This window comes from Arcobacter sp., assembly GCF_050300555.1.
In the GTDB taxonomy this organism is placed as follows: Bacteria; Campylobacterota; Campylobacteria; order Campylobacterales; family Arcobacteraceae; genus Arcobacter.
This window is the reverse complement of record NZ_JBNKXY010000005.1, coordinates 51,989-72,362: the sequence shown is the minus strand read 5'-3', so window position 1 is coordinate 72,362 and position 20,374 is coordinate 51,989. Positions and strand designations below refer to the sequence as shown.

Genomic DNA, 20,374 nt, shown 5'->3' with positions numbered 1-20,374 from the left:
TAATTTATTTTAAAACTGATTTAAAATCAACAGAAAAAATAGAGCCTTCATTTACTACTGATTTTAAACCTAGTTTTAAATTATATTGCTTACAAACCTCATTTACAATATCTAAACCAATTCCAAAACCACCTTCAAAATTTTGACCTCTTTTATATCTTTTAAATATATCTTTTTGGTCTTTTTCATCTATTCCTATTCCAAAGTCTTCCACACTAAAAGTTCCATCTTTTAATTTAACAATTATTTTTGAATCTTTGTTTGAATATTTTATTGCATTTGAAATAAGATTATTTACTATTTTTTGAGTTTTTGTTCTATCCATAAAAATAACACATTCTTCAAGTTCACAATCTATCTTTATAGACTTTGTAACAGCTATATCTTGGAAAAAATCAACACTTTCATTAATCAATTCACAAAAATCTATATCCACATCTAAAAAAACATCTTCTTTACTAAAGGCACTGTAGTGCATGTCGTTATATAATTGGGATATTTGTTTTGCACTACTTACAATATACTTCAACATTTTTTCCACATTACGACCTTGTTTCAACGTTGAAGCAGAGGTCATTAATACTGCAATTGGAGTATTAAGTTCATGGGCAGAATCTTTTATAAATTTATCCATTTGTTCAACTTTTTCACGAACAGGTTTTAATAATAACTTAGCAAGTAAATAGCCTATAAATCCTACAAAAACTGTACTTAACAATAAAATAACTACTATATAAATTCTTAGTTTTTGGATTTCGCTAATTACTTGATTTGTCTCCAAAACTATATATTTAATTTTGATTTTATCATGGTGTTGGTCTTCAAGTTTTGCCACATGAAAAGAGTGTGTTGAATTATGTGAAGCCTCATCATTCAAATCTATTTCACTATTTTCAAGTTTTGAATAAAGTACATTACCATTTTTATCAAAAAGACCATATCGCAAGTTTTTATTTTCTAAATCTTTTGGTATAAATTTTTTATGTTCCATTTCTGCATTTAAAATTGCAGCTTTTAACATATTGGCAGCACTTCTCATTTCGATTGAACATTGACGGTCAACCATATCAATCTCTTTTTGATAATAGGATAATAATAAAATAAAAAGCATCAATACAGTTGAGCCTATATAAATAAAAAGAAAACTATATAGTGCCTTTTTTTCATTTTTGTTCAAATTTGTATCCTATACCTCGTATGGTTTCTATTTTATCTTTTCCTAAAATTTCTCTAAGATTTTTAATATAAACTCTGATTGTAGCATCAGTTGGTTGTTCATCATATTGCCAAATATTTTGCAATAATTCATCCGATGAAATTACTCTATTTGAATGATTAACAAAATACTTTAAAATATCTCTTTCTTTTTGAGCTAAATGTATTTTTTTATCATCTTTAAAAACAATACTCTCTTGGGGAATAAAAGAGATATTGTTATCTATTTTTATCTCATTTGACGTTCCCAAAGAAAAATATCTACAAAGTCTATTTATTCGTTGTTCTAACTCTTCTAAATCAAAAGGTTTTTTAATATAATCATCACTTCCAAGTTCAAATGCTGACTTTAGATGTTTGGTATCTTGGTAAGCAGTTATTACAATAATTGGTGTTTGACTTTTATAGTCATTTCTTAATTGCTTTAAAACATCAAGACCAGACATTGTTGGTGTATTTACATCTAATATTGCAAAATCATAAACATCATCTATCAGATGTTCCAAAGCATCTTCACCCTTTGTGCATAAAGTTACTTCATATCCCTTATGATTTAAATAATCATTTAAGATATCACTTAAAGCATTATCATCTTCTAAAAGTAAAACCTTCATGCTTTTCCTTTATATATTATTTAAAATTGTCAAACACAAGTGGTGATTTTAAATCAAGTGATTTTAAATGTTTCATTATAGTTTGTAAATCATCAATATTTTTTCCAGTAACTCTTATCTCATCACCTTGATTTACAGCTTTTACTTTTAGTTTTAAATTCTTTATCTCTATTTGAATTTGTTTTGCTTCATCTTGTTTTATTGAATCAACAACAGCATAAATATATTTTCTATTTCCACCTGAACTATCCTCTTTTTTAGCTTCATCAAGTGAATTTATAGATAAACCTCTTTTATTCATTTTTGAAATCAAAATATCATACATAGCATCAACTTTATTATCACTTGAAGAAATAAGTGTAATTGTTTTAGCTCCTTGGTTAAAATCAATCTCAGCTTTTAAACCTTTAAAGTCATATCTGTTTTCAATCTCTTTTTGTGCTTGAATTACTGCATTTTTCATCTCTTGCATATCAAGTTTTGCTGATATATCAAAACTATGTTCTTTTACTGCCATATTCTCTCCTATTTATAATAATTAACTAATACATTATATAAAAATTTTATGTAATGATTGTTAAGAGATTATCTTTATGCGTTTTATTCTTTTATTTTTAACTCATTTATTAAAGTAAAACCAATAACCATCCATGAAATAATCATTAAAGTTCCACCAAATGGCGTTATAGCACCTAACCATGAAACTTTTAAAATAACTAACAAATATAAAGAACAAGAAAAGATTAAAGTACCTAAAATAAGTAGATATCCAGAAACAACAATTTGTTTTGAATTTGGTAAAAAGTAAGTGATTAAAGCAACAGCAAAAAGCCCAAGAGTATTATAAAAATGGTACTGAACTCCAGTATTATAAACTGCCATTAAATATTCATCAGTAGTTGCTTTTAATCCATGTGCACCAAAGGCACCAATTGCAATAACAGTAGCCATCATAAATGAGGCAATAACTAAAAATATTTTTGTATTTTTTGTAACTAACATTTATACTCCCTAGTTTTTAGGAAGTATATCGAAAAAAAATTAATTAAATTTAATTAAAAAATTTAATAATTATTTTTTAGAGGAGAAACCTGCACCTTTTTTCTCTTTTTTCTTTAAATCAAGTTCGTCAATAATTTCTCTAAAATCTACACCATCTTGATTCATTTTTGCAAAACATGCAGCTACAACAGCTATAGCGTTTGGAACTTCTTTTTTCTTTTTATAAGCTTGGATATTTTTTTCACTCACTTTAATTAGTGCAGTAAACTTTGGAATTGTAAGTTCAGCATCCAAAAGAAGCTTTTTAAAATCTATAAATGTCATATATTATCTCCTATTTTTATAATCTTAAAATTATACTCAACATATACTAAATATATATAATTTATATACTAACTATATTATTTAATATCTACTTCCCAAAAAAACTCAATCCACTTATCTGCAATTTTCACTGAATAATCAGCTGTAATACAAGCAGTTGGTTTATAAAAAATAGTAGCTAGTTTAAATTCTGTATTTGGAAACTTTTCCTTTAATATTCTTAAAATTTCTCTCATCGTTTCACCACTATCAACTATATCATCAATAACCAAAACCCTTTTAGCATGTGACAAATCTGGTATATTAAAGATATTAAAAGTATCTAATTTTAATTCACCTTCGTAATGAATAGAATTAAGTGTAAATACATTTCTCATATCTAATGCTTGTCCCATAAGATGTGACAAAGTCAAACCACCACGCGCAACACCCAATAAAATCTCAGGCTCAAAATCTCTACATTTATCTACTAAAACTTGAGTATCTTCTCTAAACTCTTCATAACCATAATAATATTTTTCTTGCAACTTTTATCCTCTTAATACAAAAACTAATAGTGAAATAAATGTTAAAAGAAAAATTCCTAAATTTAAATCTTCTTTTTCATTTTTAACTAACTTGATAATCGTATAAACAATAAACCCTGTTGCGATTCCATTTGTAATAGAAAACGTCAATGGCATAAGCAATACAATGAAAAATGCAGCAGCTGATGTGGCAAAATCTACTTTTTCAAAATTTATTTTTCCAAGCTCACTAAACATTAAAACACCAACAACTACCAAGATAGGATAAATTGCATTTGATGGAATTGCCTTAAACAAAGGTAACATAAACAGCGTTGTCACAAAAAACAATGCTGTAAATACTGCTGTTAAACCAGTTCTTCCACCTTGCTCAACACCTGAAGCACTTTCAATAAAAGATGTTGTAGTTGAAACACCCAACAAACTTCCACCAACTGTTGCTATTGCATCTGCTTCAAGGGTTTTTTGTAATGATTTGTCTTCTTTATTATTCTCTTGAAAAAGATTAGCTCTTGAACCAACACCTGTTAAAGTACCTAAAGTATCGAACATATCTGTTACAAGAAATGTAATAATAACTGGTAAAAGTGACAAACTGATTGCACTCATAATATCAAGTTGCATAAATATAGGCTCAATTGAAGCAGGTGCTGAAAATAGTTTTTCTGGAGCAATACCTATTCCAAATATCCAACCAATAATTGAAGTTATAAGAATAGAAAAAATAAAAGCACCTTTTAATCTATATGAAAACAGAACAAAAGTTAATATCAAACCAAATGTACCTAATAAAACAGTATCTTTTGTAAAATCACCTAAAGATACTAATGTTGCTGGATTATCAACTATCATTCCCATTTGTTTTAATCCGATAAAAGCAATAAAAGTACCAATTCCAGCACTAATCGCACGTCTAAGATTCATAGGGATAGAAGTCATTATCCAAACTCTAAAATTAGTAAAAGACAAGATAACAAAAAGTACACCTGATAAAAATACAATTCCTAAAGCCGTTTGCCAAGGTATTTTCATACCTAAAACTAACCCATAGGAAAAATAAGCATTTAGTCCCATTCCTACACTCATAGCAATAGGAGTATTTGACCAAATTCCTGAAAAAAGTGTTGCTAAAATTGTAATTAAAGCAGTAGCAGTTACTACTGCATCCATAGGTAACCCAGCATCAGCGAGTATAAAACCATTAACTGGAACAATATACATCATCGTTAAAAACGTAGTTAACCCAGCTGTAAATTCAGTTTTTACATCTGTACTATTTTTTTTTAATTTAAAAAATCCCATTTTTAATCCTAATAAAAAGAGTGTTTTCTCTATTTTTTGTTGCAAAATAATAGCCTAAATTGGATTATTTCTTATTAAACTAAATAAAACTTACCCAAGATAAAGAATTATTTTCTATAATTATAAAAATTTTAAAGTGAAGAGATGAATATTACAAAAGATTGTGTAGAGTGTATTGTAGGACAAATTAATAAAGCTACAAAACTCCTTGACCTAGATGTTGATTTAGCTAATGAAATAAATAAGGAAGTAGAAAAAAAAGCTTTAAATTTTGATTTTAAAAAATCACCTCCTTTTGTCGCAAAAGATGTTTATGAATATTTAGCAATAAAAACTAATCTAAAAGACCCACTAGAAAAACTAAAACAAAAATCCATAAAAAAAGCAACTACCTATGTACCTTTAATAGAAAAAAAAATCTCTTTAAGTGAAGATAAACTTTTCACAGCTATTAAAGCAGCTGTTGCAGGCAATGTAATTGATTTTGCCACTACAAAAGAGTTTTGTTTAGATCAAGAGATAAATAGTATATTTGAAACAGATTTTTCGATAAATGATTATAAAATATTTAAAGAAAAGTTAGAAAAAACGGACTCTTTGATTATCTTAGCAGATAATGCAGGAGAAAATATATTTGACAAGGTTTTAATTAAAACTATAAGTAGTTTATATCCAAATTTAAAAATATATTATGCAACGAGAGGGAAAGCTATCATAAATGATATTACTACTAAAGAAGCTTTTCAAAGTGGTATTGACAAATATTGTGAAGTGATTAGTTCTGGTGTTGATACTCCAGGACTTGATAAAAGTAGAGCTTCAAAAGAGTTTATGGAGTTATTTAACAAAACACCGTTGATATTATCAAAAGGCATGGGTAATTTTGAGTGCTTAGAATCACACAATGATAATAAAGTCTTTTTTTTATTTAAAGTTAAATGTAATGTTGTTGCAAATACTATTTCAAGAAATTTAGGAGAAATAGTTTTAAAAAGAGGATAACTAAATATCCTCTTCTTCAATCTCTTCATCATAAAGAGATTGAACTCTTTGTTTCTCTTTTCTTAATTCTGCTCTTGCAATAATTTCTAAATAAAAAGTTTCGCAATTATCTGCTGCTGCTAAATCAATAGATTTAATTACGTGAGAAAGTGGGATTTCAACTGGTGTTTCTTCACCTTTTCCAAATTTACAATCAAAAAACCAATAGTTTTTATCTTTTGGTAATGCTTTTCTTTGTTCTCTTTTTATATATTTTCTTATCTCATTTTTTATTGATTCTACAACTCGTTCTGTTTTTTTATTTTCTACATGAAGTTTAAAAGTCTTTTTCAAATTTTTCCTTTTTTTGTAATTGTATCTAAAATTACTCTATTTAATGATAATTTTTAGTGAAAATGAGATAACATTTTTCATATGAAAATACTAGATGAAAAACACAAAATTTACCTTCTCGATGATAATAACTTCGATTTTCCAACATTAAATATGATGGATGATGATTTAGTTGCTATTGGAGGAGATTTTCATCCTCAAAGATTGATCAATGCCTATGAAAATGGAATCTTTCCATGGTTTATTGACGAATACAATTATATACATTGGTTCAGCCCAAAAAAAAGAATGGTACTTTATCCAGAAGAGTTTAGATTAACTAAAAGCCTAAAAAGAGTTATAAAAAACAAAGGTTTTGTAGTGAAATCAAATGAAAGATTTGAAGATGTTATAAAATCATGTGCTAATATAAAAAGAAAACATGAAGATAGCACTTGGATAAGCCATGAATTTATACAAGCTTATACAAATCTTTTCCATCTTGAATATGCCTTTTCCATAGAGTGTTATTTAGATGACAAACTTGTAGGTGGTCTTTATGGGTTACTTATTGGAAATGTTTTTTGTGGAGAGAGTATGTTCTCCCTAGAAAAAGATGCTTCAAAAGTAGCTTTCTACCACTTATGTAATCAAGCCAAACAAAATGGTATCAAAATAATTGATTGTCAAGTTTATAACGACCATCTTGCAAGTTTGGGTGCAAAAGAGATAAGTAGAGAAGAGTATTTTAAAATCTTAAAAAGTAACTCATAAAATACACTCAAACCAAATCTTAGAAAAAGCACTTACCGCTTCTTCTATCTCTTCTTCCCTAAATCCACCAAATCCCATCATAAGAGCTTCCCATTCTCCACCACATCTCTCTTTTGCATAGTAAAGTTTTATTTTATTTTTAAGTGCTAATTTTTTTAATTTTTCCCAATCAAAAGAAACACAAGGCTTAATTTGAATAGATAATCCTCCACCTTGATTTACTATTTTCACAGTAGTTCCTAATTTTTCTTCAAGATATTTTTTCATTAGGTTATGTTTCTTTTTATTGAGTGTTCTTATTTTACGTAAATGTTTGTCCCAATGCCCTTCACTCATAAATCTTTCTAAAGTTTTTTGTGTAAATAAACATACTCTTGATTCATATATTTCATTGAATTCTTCTAATAAAAATTTAGGAACTACCATATAACTCACTCTAATTGCAGGAGATAAAGATTTAGCAAAAGTTCCAACATATACAACTCTTCCAACTTTGTCCAAACCTTGTAATGAAGGAATTGGTCTATTTTCATATGTTAATTCACTATCATAATCATCTTCAATAATTAAAGCTTCATTTGTCTCTGCCCAATTCAATAATTTCAATCTATTGGATATGGGGATAGTAACTCCGGTTGGGTATTGATGAGAAGGGGTAATATAAACTAATTTTGCTTTTGAATTTTTCAGTTCTTCTAAATCAATCCCATTTTTATCTACTGGAATATTTTTTATTTTATAATTATTTGCTTCAAAAACTTTTCTAGCCACATAATAACCAGGATGTTCTATAGCTAAAGTATCATATCTTTTGTTTAAAAGTCTTATCAAAAGCTCTATAGAATCGCCAAAACCATTACAAATAATTATTTGACTAGCACTACACTTTACACTTCTTGATTCTATTAAATATTTTGCAATTTCAAGTCTAAGACCGTACTCTCCTTTAGAATCATGGTAAGTACAAAAATCTAAACTCTCATCAATAGCTTTATTAAAAATTCTTTTCCATAACTTAAGAGGAAAAGAACCTTTTTCTAATCTTGCATGAAAAAAATCATAAAGAAATTCATCTTTTTCTTCTTCCACTTCAATATCTGTACTAAAATCATTTGAAAAGTTTTTATAATTTGTATCAGTTACAACATAACCACTTTTGGGATAACTATCAATATACCCTTCTACTACAAGTTGAGAGTATGCTGATTCAACACTTGTTTTACTTAAGTTATATATTGTAGCAACTTTCCTTATAGATTGAAGTTTATCCCCAACTTTTAGATTATGTATTATCTCTTTTTTTATCTCTTCATATAATTGGATATGAAGAGGTGTTTTACTATTTTTATCAATAAAATACAAAACTGTCCCCTAACTTTATAAATATTTTGGCACTTGTTACAAGTACAGATAAATGATATATTATCACAAAAAATTTAAAGGTTCAAAATGAAACTAACAGCATGTCCAATGGATTGTTTTGATGCTTGTAAAGTTGTATATAAAGATGGGATTTGTAAACCAAATGATGACTACATAACTAATAAAAAACTTTGTAAAAATTTTGCATATCTTATACAAGAAGAAAATATTATTGATAAAAACTTAGAAGTAACACTAAAAAAAGTTATAGATAAATTAAAACAACCCAATCAAAAAGTTTTATACTACAAAGGAACAGGAAATATGGGTGTTATGCAAAAAATTCCAATGAAATTCTTTGAAAAAATTGGTGCCACCTTTGCAAGTGGAAGTATCTGTGATGCTGGAGGAGAAGCTGGTATTGAACTAGGTAGAAAATATAATGTAAATCCAAACATAAAAGATCTTTTAAATAGTGAAGTGATTTTAGTTTGGGGAAGAAATCTTACACAAACATCAGCTCATATTTACAAATTAATAAAAGATAAAATATTTATCACTATTGACCCAGTAAAAACACCCATTGCTTCAAAATCTGAAGTTTTTTTACAGATACCTCCAAAGGGAGATTATCTTTTAGCAAAGTTATTACAAAAAGCTTTTGATAATGAAAATATAGACGTAAATGATTTAAAAAAACTCAATATCACACAAGAACAGTTTAAAAAAACAATAAAACTATTAACCAATAAAAAAGTATCTGTAATGCTTGGTATTGGAGCTCAAAAATATAAAGAAGGTGCAGTTATATTTCATGAGATAGATAAAGTATGTAACAAACTAAATCTTTTTGATGGTAAAAATAAAGGTGTTTGGTACTTAGAAAATAGTGCCTTCCCTTTTGATAATAAAATATCTGTAACTCCAACTAAAACTTGTAGTTATGCAGATATTAAATTTGATGATTATGATGTGGTATTTATACAAGGAGCAAACCCTGTAATATCTGCTCCAAATAGCAACTATATTGTAGAATCACTAAAAAATACCTTTGTTATTTTTATGGGTACAACAGCTAATGAAACTTCAAAATATGCTGATATAATCATTCCTTCAAAAACTTTTTTACAAAAAAGAGATGTAAGACTTAGTTATGGACATGATGAACTTACATTTTGTGAAATATGTGAAGAAAATGATTATGCAATTAGTGAATATGAACTTACTTCCTATTTGTTTAAAGAGTTTGAATTTGATGGGCTTCTTAGTGAAGATGAATACCTTGATTGTTTTAAGACTAAAACAAAGGATAAGCCAAATATAAAATTTATCGAACAAGATACAAAAAATGTAGAATTGTTAGATTTAGAAGATGATGAATATTATCTTCTAACATCAAAAAATACAAATACTTTGAACTCACAATTTAAATATGATGAATATGCTTATGTTCATCCAAGTAGAGGATTTATTGATAATCAAATAATAATAATTTCATCTAAAATAGATACAATACAAATCAAAGTCAAAAATGATGAAAAGGTATATCCAAACTCTATATTAATATATGCAGGAAATAAGCAAGTAAACAAAATTACCTCAAATGAACTAAGTGATTGTGGTACAAATGCGACTTTTCAAGATATAAAATTGGCTGTAAGATAAAGGAGATTAAAGTGAATGTTGGAATTTATATTTATGATGATGCAGAAGTTTTAGATTTTTCTGGACCTTTTGAAGTATTTTCTGTGGCTTCTAGATTTTTAGAAGAGAAAGAAAAGTTTAATGTTTTTTTAATAAGTGAAAAAGAGACTACTATAATAGCAAGGGGTAATTATAAAATCAACTCGCACTATACTTTTGAAAATGTACCCCAAACTGATGTATTAATCATAGTAGGTGGAATTCATACAGAAGAAGTAAAAAAAACTACTGTAATAAATTGGATAAAAAAACAATCAAAAAATACAAAAATAGTAGCTTCTGTTTGTACTGGTGCATTTTTATTAGCCCAAGCAGAAATTATTACAAATCATACTGTAACAACACATTGGGAAGATATTCCTGATTTAAGAAAAGATTATCCAAGTTTAGATGTAGTTGAAAATGTAAGATGGGTAGATGAAGGGAATATACTCACAAGTGCTGGTATTTCAGCAGGTATTGATATGAGTTTACACCTTGTTTCAAAAATGAAAAATTTAGAATTGGCAAATAAAACAGCCAAACAAATGCAATTTGATTGGGTAATGAATTAAGGTAAAAAATGCAAAAAATTGTAGAAATAACAGATAAAAAACTAATAAAAGAAGTTTTAGATAATGCAGAATATGGAACTCTTGCTTTATGTATGGAAAATAAACCCTATTCTCTTCCTATAAATTTTGTAGAATATAACAATGAAATCTTTTTTCATGGAGCAAAAAAGGGTAAAAAAATAGATTATATAAATAAAAATGCAAATGCAAGTTTTTCAGTTGTTGAAGCTTATTCTTTACTTCCATCTTATTTTAGTACAGATACAGGAAATGCAGCACCAGCAACTCATCTATTTAAATCCATCATTATAGATGGTAAAATTGAATTTGTAGAAGATTATGATAAAAAAGCCCAAGCCTTAGAAGCGTTGATGAAAAAATATCAAAAAGAAGGAAACTACACTCCTCTAAATGATGCCATGTATGAAAAAATCATTGCTGCCACATGTATATATAAACTTGTACCAATGCAAACAAAGGCAAAATTTAAATTAGGTCAAAATTTTACTAAAGAGAGATATGAAAGAGTTACAAGCCATTTAAAACAACGAGGCACAACAAAAGATTTAGAAACCTTGAAGTTAATTGAAGAGTTTAAAAGAGTATAATTATTTATCAAAAAATATCAAAAAGAGAAAATATGGCACTAAATGATAAATTGAAATGGGATAAAAAATACCAAACTACGCCCTCTTTACTAGAAAAAAGAGAGCCTAGTAATAAACTAATCAACTTACTTACAAAAGTAAAAGGCAAAAAAGCTCTTGATGTAGCAAGTGGAGCTGGAAGAAACTCTATTTATCTAGCAACAAATGGTTTTGAAGTTGAAGCAATAGATATTTCTCAAATTGCCCTAAATGAACTTGAAAAAAAAGGCTTTGAGAATATCACTTGTAAATTAGTTGATTTAGATGAATATGAAATACCTAAGAACTCCTATGATTTCATCATTATGACAAACTTTCTTGATAGAAATTTAATACCAAAATTAAAAACTGCCCTTAAAAACGATGGAATACTATTTATTGAAACATACATGTATGATGAGATAAATGAAAAGCCACCATCAAATCCTGATTTTTTGTTGCAAAAAGATGAGTTAAAAAGTTTTTTTGATAATAAATTTGAGATTTTAGATTATGATGAATTTGAAAATGAAGATTATGAATTATATAAAATGATGAAACAATATATTGTTGTAAAAAAAGCTTCAAAAGAATAAATTTATAAAGTATTGGAGAGTTTAAATGTCAGAATATTTATTTATTTTACCTATAATTTTATCTATACTTTTAGGTTCAATATCACCTGGTCCTAGTTTTTTTATAGTTACGCAGACAGCTATGTCTAAGTCAAGAAATGATGCTATCGCTATAGCTTTGGGGCTAGGTGTTGGTGCTTCATTTTTTGCATTATTGGCTTGTATTGGTTTATATATCATACTTGAAAATGTACCATGGATGTATGTGTTTTTTAAAATATTAGGTGGGTTTTATTTATGTTTTTTAGCATACAAAATTTGGAGAAGTTCTAAAATAAATGATATTCAAAAAATAGAAAAAACAAAAGTACATGGCTTATTTAAATCCTTTTTATTAGGACTTTTTACTCAACTAACTAATCCTAAAACAGCAATCGTTTTTGGAGGAATTTTTGCTGCTTTTTTACCAGCAAATGTTCCTGCGTATTCATATATAATTCTTTGCATTTTATCATTTTTGGTTGATGCCACATGGTATATAATTGTTGCATATCTTATGTCCACAAAGAAAGCACAAAATACTTATTATAAATATAAAAAAAGAATTAGTATTTTTTTTAGTGGATTTTTAGGATTGATGGGAATAAAATTAGCTTTTAACATCTAGATTGTTCATAAGCTATAATAACTCTTTTTCTATTTATTCCCCATCTATAGCCAGCCATTGCTGCACTTTTTGAAATAACCCTGTGACAAGGAATCAAAAAACCAATGTGATTTGAGCCAATTGCACTTGCAACTGCCCTTGTAGCTTTTGGATTGCCAAGACTATTTGCAATATTACTATAAGTTGAAATTTCTCCTTTAGGTATATTTAGTATGGCTTTCCATACATTTATTTGAAAATTTGTTCCTTTTACAAAAAGATTTACTTTTCCATTATTTAAAAATATATTATTCAACTGTTCTTGGGCTTTTTTATCATCATGGATAAACTTTGCTTTATACCAAGTGGATTGAAGCCTTTTAAATACCTCATCAGGAAGCTCATCATAAAACTCCAAAGAGCATATACCTTTTTGTGTCATTGCTATCATAGTTTTACCAAAATAAGAAAATCCAAATCCATAGGTTATTTCAAGATTTTCACCCATTTTTTTATATTCATTGGGAGTTACACCAACAAAATTAACAAATAATTCATGAAGTCTGCTTGAACTTGATAATCCTAAAGAATAAGTAGTATCGAGTAAGGATTTTGAAGATTTTAATTTCTCTTTTGCATGTGAAAAGGTAGTTGCTTGTAAAAACTGTATAGGGCTAACTCCAACATACTCTTTAAAAACTCTTGAAAAATGGTGTTTACTCATTCCTATATATTTAGCAACATCATCTAAGTTTGGTTGAGTAGAATAGTTTTTATCAAAATATTCAATAGCTTTTTTAATATCTTCGTAGTATTTACTTTTTTCTTCTAGTTTATTCATACTCAAAGTATATTATTTTAAATAAAAATTTACAATCCGAATCTTGCTATTTTAAAATAATAATTATAATCTATTTATTTAAAAATTATTTTTTATACAAAGCTCAATTAATATAAGATTTTTTATGTTATTATTAATACAATTATTTTAGGAGACAAGAAAATGAAAAGAAAAATAATAACAAGTATGATGATATTTGGAATTAGTTCATCTTTATATGCAGATGAATTTGGTTTAGAATTGGGAGCACAAAGAATTGAAGTTGGTGGTAGTGTTCAATATAAAGGAACAAAAATCGATCTTAAAAATGATTTGAAACTTGATGACACAAAAACATCTATAAAACCAACACTTACTTATACAACAGATAGTAAAAAACACAAATTTTTCTTAAATTATGAAAAAAGTAATTATGATAAATCAAGTGTAATTACTAGAAGTATTACTTTTAATAATAAAGTTTATACAATAGGTGCAAATGTAAATACAAAACTAAAAACACAATGGTACCAACTAGGTTATAGATATAATTTTGAACCTCTAGCTGATAATAAATTAAATATTGATGCAGGTATTGATTTAAATATTATTGACTTACAAACAAGTTTAGTAACAACAGGAATAAATGAATCTTATGATGTTACAGCACCTTTACCTACTTTAGCATTAGACTTAAAATACGATATAGTTGATGATTTTGCACTAGAAGTAAAAGGAGCATTTATGACACTTGGAAGTTATGGAGATTATTCAGAATATTATGCTGGACTTAATGTAGGAATTCCATCAGTTAAAAACCTAAGCCTAAAAGCTGGATATATGTCAAAAAATCTTAACATAGAGTCAGATTCAAATGAGAAGTTAGAATTAGACTACTCAGGAGCTTATGTAGGATTGGCATACAAATTCTAAAAAGAGAGTTTTCTCTCTTTTTATTTAATTAATAACATTCTAGTATAAAGCCCAAAAGTACTTGTATACCCTACTTCACTAAACCTTAGTTTTTTATCTTTATCATATATAAATGTTGTGGGAAAAGCTTTTATATTAAATTTTTGTGAATAAATTCCATCTTTATCATTTACAACTTTAAAACTTAAATTATGCTCTTTCATATAATTTTGTATCGCTTCATCACTTCCAGATTGAACTACTATACTAATTACCTCATACTCTTTAGATATTTTTTCAATATTTTCTCCTTCAAGTTTACAAATAGGACACCATGTAGCCCAAAAATGTAGAAGTAAAGGCTTAGCTTTTGATATTATGAAAGTATTTTTATCAAGAAGTGTAAAAGATGTGATATCTAGTTTGTCTTTATTTAAATCAAGTGATTTATAATAACTAATTATATTCATAGCTATTGCTAATACAAACATAAGTATAACAGCTTCTTTTAGGTACTTTTTTATCTTATTATTCAATTTTTTCCTTATAAAAGATTATATTAAATAAATTATAGTTTATTATTGTTAGTAATATGTTTAGAATTTTATAAATATCTGATATCACATATTTTGTACTTTAATCAAAACCTCTAATATAAGCACTAATTTGATAAAATATTGCTTTTATAAAAGTTTCAAAATTAAAACGATTTATTTAAAGGTTTAATAACAATGAGTGAGAGCAAAGATTTTTTACGTACAATAGTTGAAGAGGACTTAAAATCAAACAAATATAAAAAAATTATTACAAGATTCCCTCCTGAACCAAATGGTTTTCCACATATAGGTCATGCAAAATCTATTTGTATAAATTTTGGTATTGCACGTGATTATAATGGTTATTGTAACCTTAGAATGGATGATACTAATCCAACTACAGAAGATACAAAATATGTTGAGGCTCTTAAAGATGCTGTTCAATGGCTTGGGTTTAATTGGGGAGATAACGTATATTTTACTTCTGATTACTTTCCTAAAATATATAACTATGCAGTTGCACTTGTTAAGATGGGGAAAGCATACGTTGATAGTCTAAATGAAGAAGAAATTCGAGAATATAGAGGAACTGTTACAGAAGCTGGGAAAAGAAGTGTTTATGCCCAACGTTCTATTGAAGAAAACCTTGACCTACTTGAAAGAATGAAAAAAGGTGAATTTAAAGAAGGGGAACATGTTTTAAGAGCTAAAATTGATATGAGTGCAGCTAATATGAAAATGAGAGACCCTCTTTTATATAGAATCAGACATGCACATCATTTTAGAACAGGTGATGAGTGGTGTATTTATCCTATGTATGATTTTGCTCATTGTTTATCTGATTATATTGAGGGGGTTTCTCACTCAATTTGTACACTAGAATTTGAAAATAATAGAGATATTTATGACTGGGTATTAGATACTCTTAATCTAACTCCCCCAAGACCTTATCAACATGAATTTGCAAGATTAGGTATTAATTATACTGTTATGAGTAAAAGAAAGCTTTTAGAGCTTGTAAATGGTAACTATGTAAATGGCTGGGATGACCCACGACTTCCTACTATTGCTGGATATAAAAGAAGAGGATACACACCTGAATCTATTTTAAACTTCTGTGACCAAATCGGTATTGCAAAAGCAAACTCTATGGTTGATGTATCACAACTAGAGTTTTGTATCAGAGATGATTTAAATAAAAAAGCACCAAGGGTTATGTGTGTACTTGACCCACTTAAAATAACAATTGAAAACTATGAGGGAACTGAAGAAATAGAAGCTTCATACTACCCACATGATGTACCAAAAGAGGGTTCAAGAAAAATACCTTTTTCAAAAAAAATTTATATTGAACGTGAAGATTTTATGGAAAATCCTCCAAAAGAGTATAATCGTCTAACACCTGAACAAAGTGTAAGACTAAGACATGCTTATATTATCACTTGTAAAGAAGTAATTAAAGATACCAATGGAAATATCATAGAAATAAAAGCAGAATATAATCCTAACTCAAAAAGTGGGCAAGATACAAGTGGTATAAAAGTAAAAAGTGCTATTCAATGGGTTGATGCTAAAGAAGCAAAACAAATCGAAGTAAGACTTTATGATAGATTGTACAAAAATGAAGCACCAGAAGGTTTAGAAGATTTAAATCCAAACTCTTTATCAATCATAAAAGATGCACTTGTAGAACCTGCAGTTATAACTGATAAAGTTGATGAGAGATTTCAGTTTGAAAGACAAGGTTATTTTTATGCTGACCCAATAGATTACAGTGGTGAGAAACCTGTATTTAACAAAATCGTAGGACTAAAAGATTCTTGGGCTAAAAAAACAACTAAAACAGAAACAAAACCTGCACCAAAAATTGAGCCTAAAAAAGAGGTGATTCATGGGGAAGCAGAACCTTTAAACCTAGAACAAAAAGCACTTTTTGAAAAATATACAAATGAGCTTAACCTAAACAATGAAGTATCAAATATCTTAGCTAGAGATGAACAACTATCATCATTTTATGAAGAAGCTTTATCACAACTAAACAGCCCTATTACCTTAGCAAATATTGTGACAAACGAAGTAGCAAAAGAGTTAAAAGAAAAAAAACTCAATGAGCTTAAATTTACAGCAGTTGAAATTGCAGAACTTATTAAAATGGTAGATGAAGAAACTATCTCAAATAAAATAGCAAAACAAGTATTTGAAGAGATGGCACAAAGTGGAGAGAAACCAATAAAAATAGTTGAAGATAAAGGCTTGATACAAATTAGTGACCCAAATATTATTTTGCCTATTATTGATGAAATTATCGCAAAAAATCCAGAAATAAAAGAAAAATACAAAGGTGGTAATCAAAAACTATTTGGTTTCTTTGTAGGACAAGTTTTAAAAGCAACTGAAGGAAAAGCAAATCCAAAAGTAGTAAATGAGTTAGTTACAAAGCAATTAAATTCATAAATCAAAAGCTAGTTTGATACTAGCTTTTTTTAATAAACTTCTCTAAGCCATCATTTTTTATAGGGATTTTTTTAGAAAATTTTACGATATCTTCAGATATAGGCATACCACCTATTTTAGTCTGCATCAAATCAACACATAAATAATCATTTTCTAAGCTAAATCGTGCGTAATTATAATAAACAGAGGCTTCTTTATTTATTTCACTAAAATTAATCGTTTCATTTCTAAAAGAGGTATAATCCATCTTCCCTTTTCCAAAAAGCAAAGTAAAAATATAATAAGGGAATATATTAGGATTGATATTTAATTCATCTATTTTTATATAAGATTGTTTTTCAAAAATATCCTCTATGAGTTTTAAAAAATAATCATGATTTATCTTCCCTATTCCTTTTAATACTTCACTATTAATATATTCATATATCAAATAAGAATTCTCTTTTATATATTCTTTTAGTTCATTTATCTGCATTTGCACTCCACATAAGTTAATTTGGATTATACAGAAAGAATATGCAGAAAAAAGTTAAAAAGAGGAATATTATTATTAATATTAAATTCATGCCTAAAAAGTATAAATTTTCGTCACTTATTATCTTTATTTTTTCTGATTGAAAAAAGGACATGGCACACTTTTTGTATATTAAAAAATAAACAGAAGGTAATAATATGGTTTGTAAATTTCAAGAGATAAGCGATTTTTTCCATAAGTATTCACAACTTTTAGAAGGTATTGAAGAGCAAGAGTTAAAAGAGTTATTAGAAATATTCCCACATGCATGCAAATTTGTAAAATCACTTGATGAGGATATTGTTAATTGTGATGACTTAGAGTTAGTATCACAAAAAACATTAGAGTTATTTGATAATGCCTACGAACATGAATATACTAAAGATGATATTTTAAAATTTGCCGGTGTAACATGTAAAATATTTAATATCGTTGGTGCACCTAAATACCATGTTCCATTTATTCTAGTTATGTTGGCAAAACTCTGATAGTTATCATTTAACCGAAAATAAAATGACCTTAGTAAGAATAGAAAACTCAACGGCTAAAATTAAAATTTAAAATCTCTTTCTTAGCATCTCATAAATTTTATTATCTTCTCTTTTTCCTACAGCTAAAACTATGACTACTATTTCTGCATCCCTAACTTCATAAGCAAGTCTAAACCCAGAACTTCTAAGTTTTATTTTATAAATATTATCATAACCACTTAACTTATCTTTTAAGATTTTTGGATTTTCAAGGCGTTCTATAATCTTCTTTTTAAACTGCTCTTTTATGGATAAGTCTAGTTTATTATACTCTTTTAAAGCCTTTTCATGGAATTTAAGACTATAACTCATCGATATTTACTTTTACAAGATTTGAGCCATCATGAAGCCTCTTATCAATCTCTTTTGAAACTAAATAGTCATCGACTATCTCCATAAGTTTTTCATAGGTTTGAGCAGGTACTAAATAAGCACTTGCTTTATTATGATTTAAAATAGCCACAGCTTCACTACCAGCATCTTCAATTATAGAAGATGGAGACTTTTTAAGCTCACTAATACTAGCAGAATAGTTTGCTAAAATAGAGTTCATTTTAATATCCTTTTAAATACCTTTTTTAGTACTTATTTTAGCATTTAAATTAACTTATGTCAAATAGTTGTATTAGTACAATACACGAGCTTGACATACTCACAAAACTTATACTATAATACTATAGTATTACAAGGAGTGAATTATGGTAGCAATTAGAGAAACAACTAGTATAAAACTAGATAAACATACAAAAGAAGAAGCAAAAAAGATTTTTGCACAACTAGGTATTAGTATGGGAGATGCAGTAAATATGTTTTTTACTCAAGTAGCTTTAAATAATGGTATTCCTTTTGAAATAAAAATACCAAATAAAGAAACAAAATCTGTGATGAAAGATATTTTAGAAAATAAAAATATTGAAAAACTTGACTTAAATGAGTTAAAAAAATAATGACTCTTTTTCGTCATAAAAAATTTATCAATGACTTAAAAAAAGCAAACTTATCAAACTCACAATTTGAAAAAATGATTAAATACTTTAATCTACTCCTTGAAGAAAAAGAACTACCAACAGAAGTAATTGACCATCCACTAAATGGAGAATGGAAAGATTTCAGAGAATTTCACCTAGGTGGAGATATGTTAGTCATCTATCATAGAAGCGAAGATAAAATAACCTTAGCAAGAATAGGAACACATAGTCAGCTTTTCAAATAAGTTTATTTAACACAAAAAGCACGTAAGAATATCCTATTATATATTCTGTCTCTAGAATTTTATGAAATTATAATTATGTACTTAATTTCTTTCACTCATTGCTAATTTCAATCCCAAAAGCATAAGTATTAAACCACTTGTTTTATGAATATAATTTAGAACAATAGGTCTTTCTTTTATCCAAGAAGAAAGTAATCCAGAAATAAATCCTATTGGTGCTTTTAAGAAAAAAGTAATTAAGGCAAAAGTTGAACCCAAAATAAATAATTGCAATGTTTCATTTCCACCATTTGGTATTATAAATTGTGGTAAATATAAAAAATAAAATATTGTGATTTTAGGATTGCTTATATTAGAAATTGCACCTTGTATAAACATTCTTTTATAAGAGACTAGAGGGATATCATTCATTGCTAATTTATGAGTTTTTGACATAATGAGTTGATATCCAAGATATATTAAATAAGCTGCACCAATATACTTTATTAAATTAAAAAGCCACTCACTAGCAATTAATAATGCTCCAAGCCCTAAAGTTGCAAGAATTGTATGTCCCATAAGACCAATACTTACACCTAAAGCCGTCATTACTCCAGCTTTTTTTCCTTGTGCAATTGATCTAGACATAACTAAAATCATATCTTGACCAGGTATTAATATAATGACAATTGATGAAGCAATAAATAAAAAACTAATTATTTCCATTTCTATTCTTTCATTAAATAAAATTATCTGATATTCATTATATAATAATTTAAGTAACAAATAGCAATTTCATAAGGAAATTTATCTATTATAAAAATTGATAGAGGGAAGTACTATTTAATAATTTATTTTAAATTTTTAAAATATTTTT

The 20,374-nt window shown here is 27.3% G+C and carries 27 protein-coding genes; 12 read left to right on the top strand and 15 right to left on the bottom strand.

Features of this window, described 5'->3' with window-relative positions:
* Positions 1-4: 4 nt before the first annotated feature.
* The 7 genes from ACQY5W_RS05060 to ACQY5W_RS05030 all read right to left on the bottom strand — a co-directional run bounded on the left by ACQY5W_RS05060 (position 5) and on the right by ACQY5W_RS05030 (position 4,984).
* Complete coding sequence (locus ACQY5W_RS05060; protein WP_428023862.1) at positions 5-1,177, bottom strand: sensor histidine kinase; 1,173 nt, start codon at positions 1,175-1,177, stop codon at positions 5-7.
* Positions 1,164-1,829 (bottom strand): response regulator transcription factor, encoded by a 666-nt coding sequence (locus ACQY5W_RS05055; protein ID WP_428023861.1) that lies wholly within the window; start codon positions 1,827-1,829, stop codon positions 1,164-1,166. Before ACQY5W_RS05055 ends, ACQY5W_RS05060 begins: the two co-directional genes overlap by 14 nt.
* Before the next feature lie 16 nt (positions 1,830-1,845).
* Positions 1,846-2,346: a YajQ family cyclic di-GMP-binding protein gene (locus ACQY5W_RS05050; RefSeq protein WP_428023860.1), complete on the bottom strand. Its 501-nt coding sequence runs from the start codon at positions 2,344-2,346 to the stop codon at positions 1,846-1,848.
* Positions 2,347-2,429: 83 nt separating this feature from the next.
* Positions 2,430-2,831: a DUF423 domain-containing protein gene (locus ACQY5W_RS05045; protein WP_428023859.1), complete on the bottom strand. Its 402-nt coding sequence runs from the start codon at positions 2,829-2,831 to the stop codon at positions 2,430-2,432.
* 69 nt (positions 2,832-2,900) lie between these two features.
* Positions 2,901-3,155 (bottom strand): hypothetical protein, encoded by a 255-nt coding sequence (locus ACQY5W_RS05040; protein WP_428023858.1) that lies wholly within the window; start codon positions 3,153-3,155, stop codon positions 2,901-2,903.
* Between the two features lie 77 nt (positions 3,156-3,232).
* On the bottom strand, positions 3,233-3,682 hold the full coding sequence (locus ACQY5W_RS05035) for a phosphoribosyltransferase (protein ID WP_428023857.1): 450 nt from the start codon (positions 3,680-3,682) through the stop codon (positions 3,233-3,235).
* A 3-nt stretch (positions 3,683-3,685) separates the two neighbouring features.
* On the bottom strand, positions 3,686-4,984 hold the full coding sequence (locus tag ACQY5W_RS05030) for an NCS2 family permease (protein WP_428023856.1): 1,299 nt from the start codon (positions 4,982-4,984) through the stop codon (positions 3,686-3,688).
* Between the two features lie 144 nt (positions 4,985-5,128).
* Between ACQY5W_RS05030 and ACQY5W_RS05025 the strand changes: the two genes are divergently transcribed.
* Positions 5,129-5,986, top strand: a complete 858-nt coding sequence (locus tag ACQY5W_RS05025; RefSeq protein WP_428023855.1) for a damage-control phosphatase ARMT1 family protein — start codon at positions 5,129-5,131, stop codon at positions 5,984-5,986.
* Here ACQY5W_RS05025 and ACQY5W_RS05020 read toward each other — a convergent pair whose 3' ends face one another.
* On the bottom strand, positions 5,987-6,319 hold the full coding sequence (locus ACQY5W_RS05020) for a DUF6172 family protein (protein WP_428023854.1): 333 nt from the start codon (positions 6,317-6,319) through the stop codon (positions 5,987-5,989).
* Positions 6,320-6,400: 81 nt separating this feature from the next.
* On the opposite strand from ACQY5W_RS05020, the gene aat reads away from it, so the two are divergent.
* Entirely contained in the window at positions 6,401-7,072 is a 672-nt protein-coding gene (gene aat, locus ACQY5W_RS05015) for a leucyl/phenylalanyl-tRNA--protein transferase (RefSeq protein WP_428023853.1), read from the top strand.
* Here the strand turns inward: aat and ACQY5W_RS05010 are convergent.
* Positions 7,067-8,434: a PLP-dependent aminotransferase family protein gene (locus tag ACQY5W_RS05010; RefSeq protein WP_428023852.1), complete on the bottom strand. Its 1,368-nt coding sequence runs from the start codon at positions 8,432-8,434 to the stop codon at positions 7,067-7,069. The two genes, aat and ACQY5W_RS05010, sit on opposite strands and share 6 nt — an antisense overlap.
* Before the next feature lie 87 nt (positions 8,435-8,521).
* Between ACQY5W_RS05010 and ACQY5W_RS05005 the strand changes: the two genes are divergently transcribed.
* From ACQY5W_RS05005 to ACQY5W_RS04985, 5 genes are read left to right on the top strand one after another with little or no spacing between them, the layout of a single operon-like run.
* Complete coding sequence (locus ACQY5W_RS05005) at positions 8,522-10,099, top strand: molybdopterin-dependent oxidoreductase (RefSeq protein ID WP_428023851.1); 1,578 nt, start codon at positions 8,522-8,524, stop codon at positions 10,097-10,099.
* Between the two features lie 11 nt (positions 10,100-10,110).
* The gene (locus tag ACQY5W_RS05000; RefSeq protein WP_428023850.1) at positions 10,111-10,692 is read left to right on the top strand and encodes a DJ-1/PfpI family protein; all 582 of its coding nucleotides are present in this window, start codon (positions 10,111-10,113) and stop codon (positions 10,690-10,692) included.
* 8 nt (positions 10,693-10,700) lie between these two features.
* A complete protein-coding gene (locus tag ACQY5W_RS04995) occupies positions 10,701-11,300 on the top strand; it encodes a pyridoxamine 5'-phosphate oxidase family protein (RefSeq protein WP_428023849.1) in 600 nt (199 codons plus the stop codon).
* 32 nt (positions 11,301-11,332) lie between these two features.
* Positions 11,333-11,914, top strand: a complete 582-nt coding sequence (locus ACQY5W_RS04990; protein ID WP_428023848.1) for a class I SAM-dependent methyltransferase — start codon at positions 11,333-11,335, stop codon at positions 11,912-11,914.
* A 25-nt stretch (positions 11,915-11,939) separates the two neighbouring features.
* Positions 11,940-12,560: a LysE family translocator gene (locus ACQY5W_RS04985; RefSeq protein WP_428023847.1), complete on the top strand. Its 621-nt coding sequence runs from the start codon at positions 11,940-11,942 to the stop codon at positions 12,558-12,560.
* Here ACQY5W_RS04985 and ACQY5W_RS04980 read toward each other — a convergent pair.
* Positions 12,550-13,380, bottom strand: a complete 831-nt coding sequence (locus ACQY5W_RS04980; protein ID WP_428023846.1) for a bifunctional helix-turn-helix domain-containing protein/methylated-DNA--[protein]-cysteine S-methyltransferase — start codon at positions 13,378-13,380, stop codon at positions 12,550-12,552. The genes ACQY5W_RS04985 and ACQY5W_RS04980 overlap by 11 nt on opposite strands.
* A 162-nt stretch (positions 13,381-13,542) precedes the next feature.
* Between ACQY5W_RS04980 and ACQY5W_RS04975 the strand changes: the two genes are divergently transcribed.
* On the top strand, positions 13,543-14,292 hold the full coding sequence (locus ACQY5W_RS04975; RefSeq protein WP_428023845.1) for a hypothetical protein: 750 nt from the start codon (positions 13,543-13,545) through the stop codon (positions 14,290-14,292).
* 20 nt (positions 14,293-14,312) lie between these two features.
* Here ACQY5W_RS04975 and ACQY5W_RS04970 read toward each other — a convergent pair whose 3' ends face one another.
* Entirely contained in the window at positions 14,313-14,807 is a 495-nt protein-coding gene (locus tag ACQY5W_RS04970) for a redoxin domain-containing protein (RefSeq protein ID WP_428023844.1), read from the bottom strand.
* A 195-nt stretch (positions 14,808-15,002) separates the two neighbouring features.
* Between ACQY5W_RS04970 and ACQY5W_RS04965 the strand changes: the two genes are divergently transcribed.
* Positions 15,003-17,261 carry a glutamine--tRNA ligase/YqeY domain fusion protein gene (locus ACQY5W_RS04965; RefSeq protein WP_428023843.1) on the top strand — a complete coding sequence of 753 codons (2,259 nt, stop codon included), beginning with the start codon at positions 15,003-15,005 and terminating at the stop codon, positions 17,259-17,261.
* Positions 17,262-17,280: 19 nt separating this feature from the next.
* Here the strand turns inward: ACQY5W_RS04965 and ACQY5W_RS04960 are convergent, their stop codons facing one another.
* Complete coding sequence (locus ACQY5W_RS04960) at positions 17,281-17,736, bottom strand: hypothetical protein (protein WP_428023842.1); 456 nt, start codon at positions 17,734-17,736, stop codon at positions 17,281-17,283.
* A 197-nt stretch (positions 17,737-17,933) separates the two neighbouring features.
* Here ACQY5W_RS04960 and ACQY5W_RS04955 point away from each other — a divergent pair, with 197 nt between their 5' ends.
* Positions 17,934-18,263: a hypothetical protein gene (locus ACQY5W_RS04955; protein WP_428023841.1), complete on the top strand. Its 330-nt coding sequence runs from the start codon at positions 17,934-17,936 to the stop codon at positions 18,261-18,263.
* Positions 18,264-18,332: 69 nt separating this feature from the next.
* Here the strand turns inward: ACQY5W_RS04955 and ACQY5W_RS04950 are convergent, their stop codons facing one another.
* Complete coding sequence (locus ACQY5W_RS04950; protein WP_428023840.1) at positions 18,333-18,617, bottom strand: type II toxin-antitoxin system RelE family toxin; 285 nt, start codon at positions 18,615-18,617, stop codon at positions 18,333-18,335.
* Positions 18,607-18,858 (bottom strand): type II toxin-antitoxin system Phd/YefM family antitoxin, encoded by a 252-nt coding sequence (locus ACQY5W_RS04945; protein WP_428023839.1) that lies wholly within the window; start codon positions 18,856-18,858, stop codon positions 18,607-18,609. The genes ACQY5W_RS04950 and ACQY5W_RS04945 overlap by 11 nt, the downstream gene beginning before the upstream one ends.
* A gap of 145 nt (positions 18,859-19,003) precedes the next feature.
* Here ACQY5W_RS04945 and ACQY5W_RS04940 point away from each other — a divergent pair, with 145 nt between their 5' ends.
* Positions 19,004-19,252, top strand: a complete 249-nt coding sequence (locus tag ACQY5W_RS04940; protein WP_428023838.1) for a type II toxin-antitoxin system RelB/DinJ family antitoxin — start codon at positions 19,004-19,006, stop codon at positions 19,250-19,252.
* Complete coding sequence (locus ACQY5W_RS04935; protein ID WP_428023837.1) at positions 19,252-19,518, top strand: type II toxin-antitoxin system RelE/ParE family toxin; 267 nt, start codon at positions 19,252-19,254, stop codon at positions 19,516-19,518. The genes ACQY5W_RS04940 and ACQY5W_RS04935 overlap by 1 nt, the downstream gene beginning before the upstream one ends.
* Positions 19,519-19,599: 81 nt before the next feature.
* Here the strand turns inward: ACQY5W_RS04935 and ACQY5W_RS04930 are convergent, their stop codons facing one another.
* Complete coding sequence (locus ACQY5W_RS04930) at positions 19,600-20,223, bottom strand: LysE family translocator (protein ID WP_428023836.1); 624 nt, start codon at positions 20,221-20,223, stop codon at positions 19,600-19,602.
* Positions 20,224-20,374: the final 151 nt, after the last annotated feature.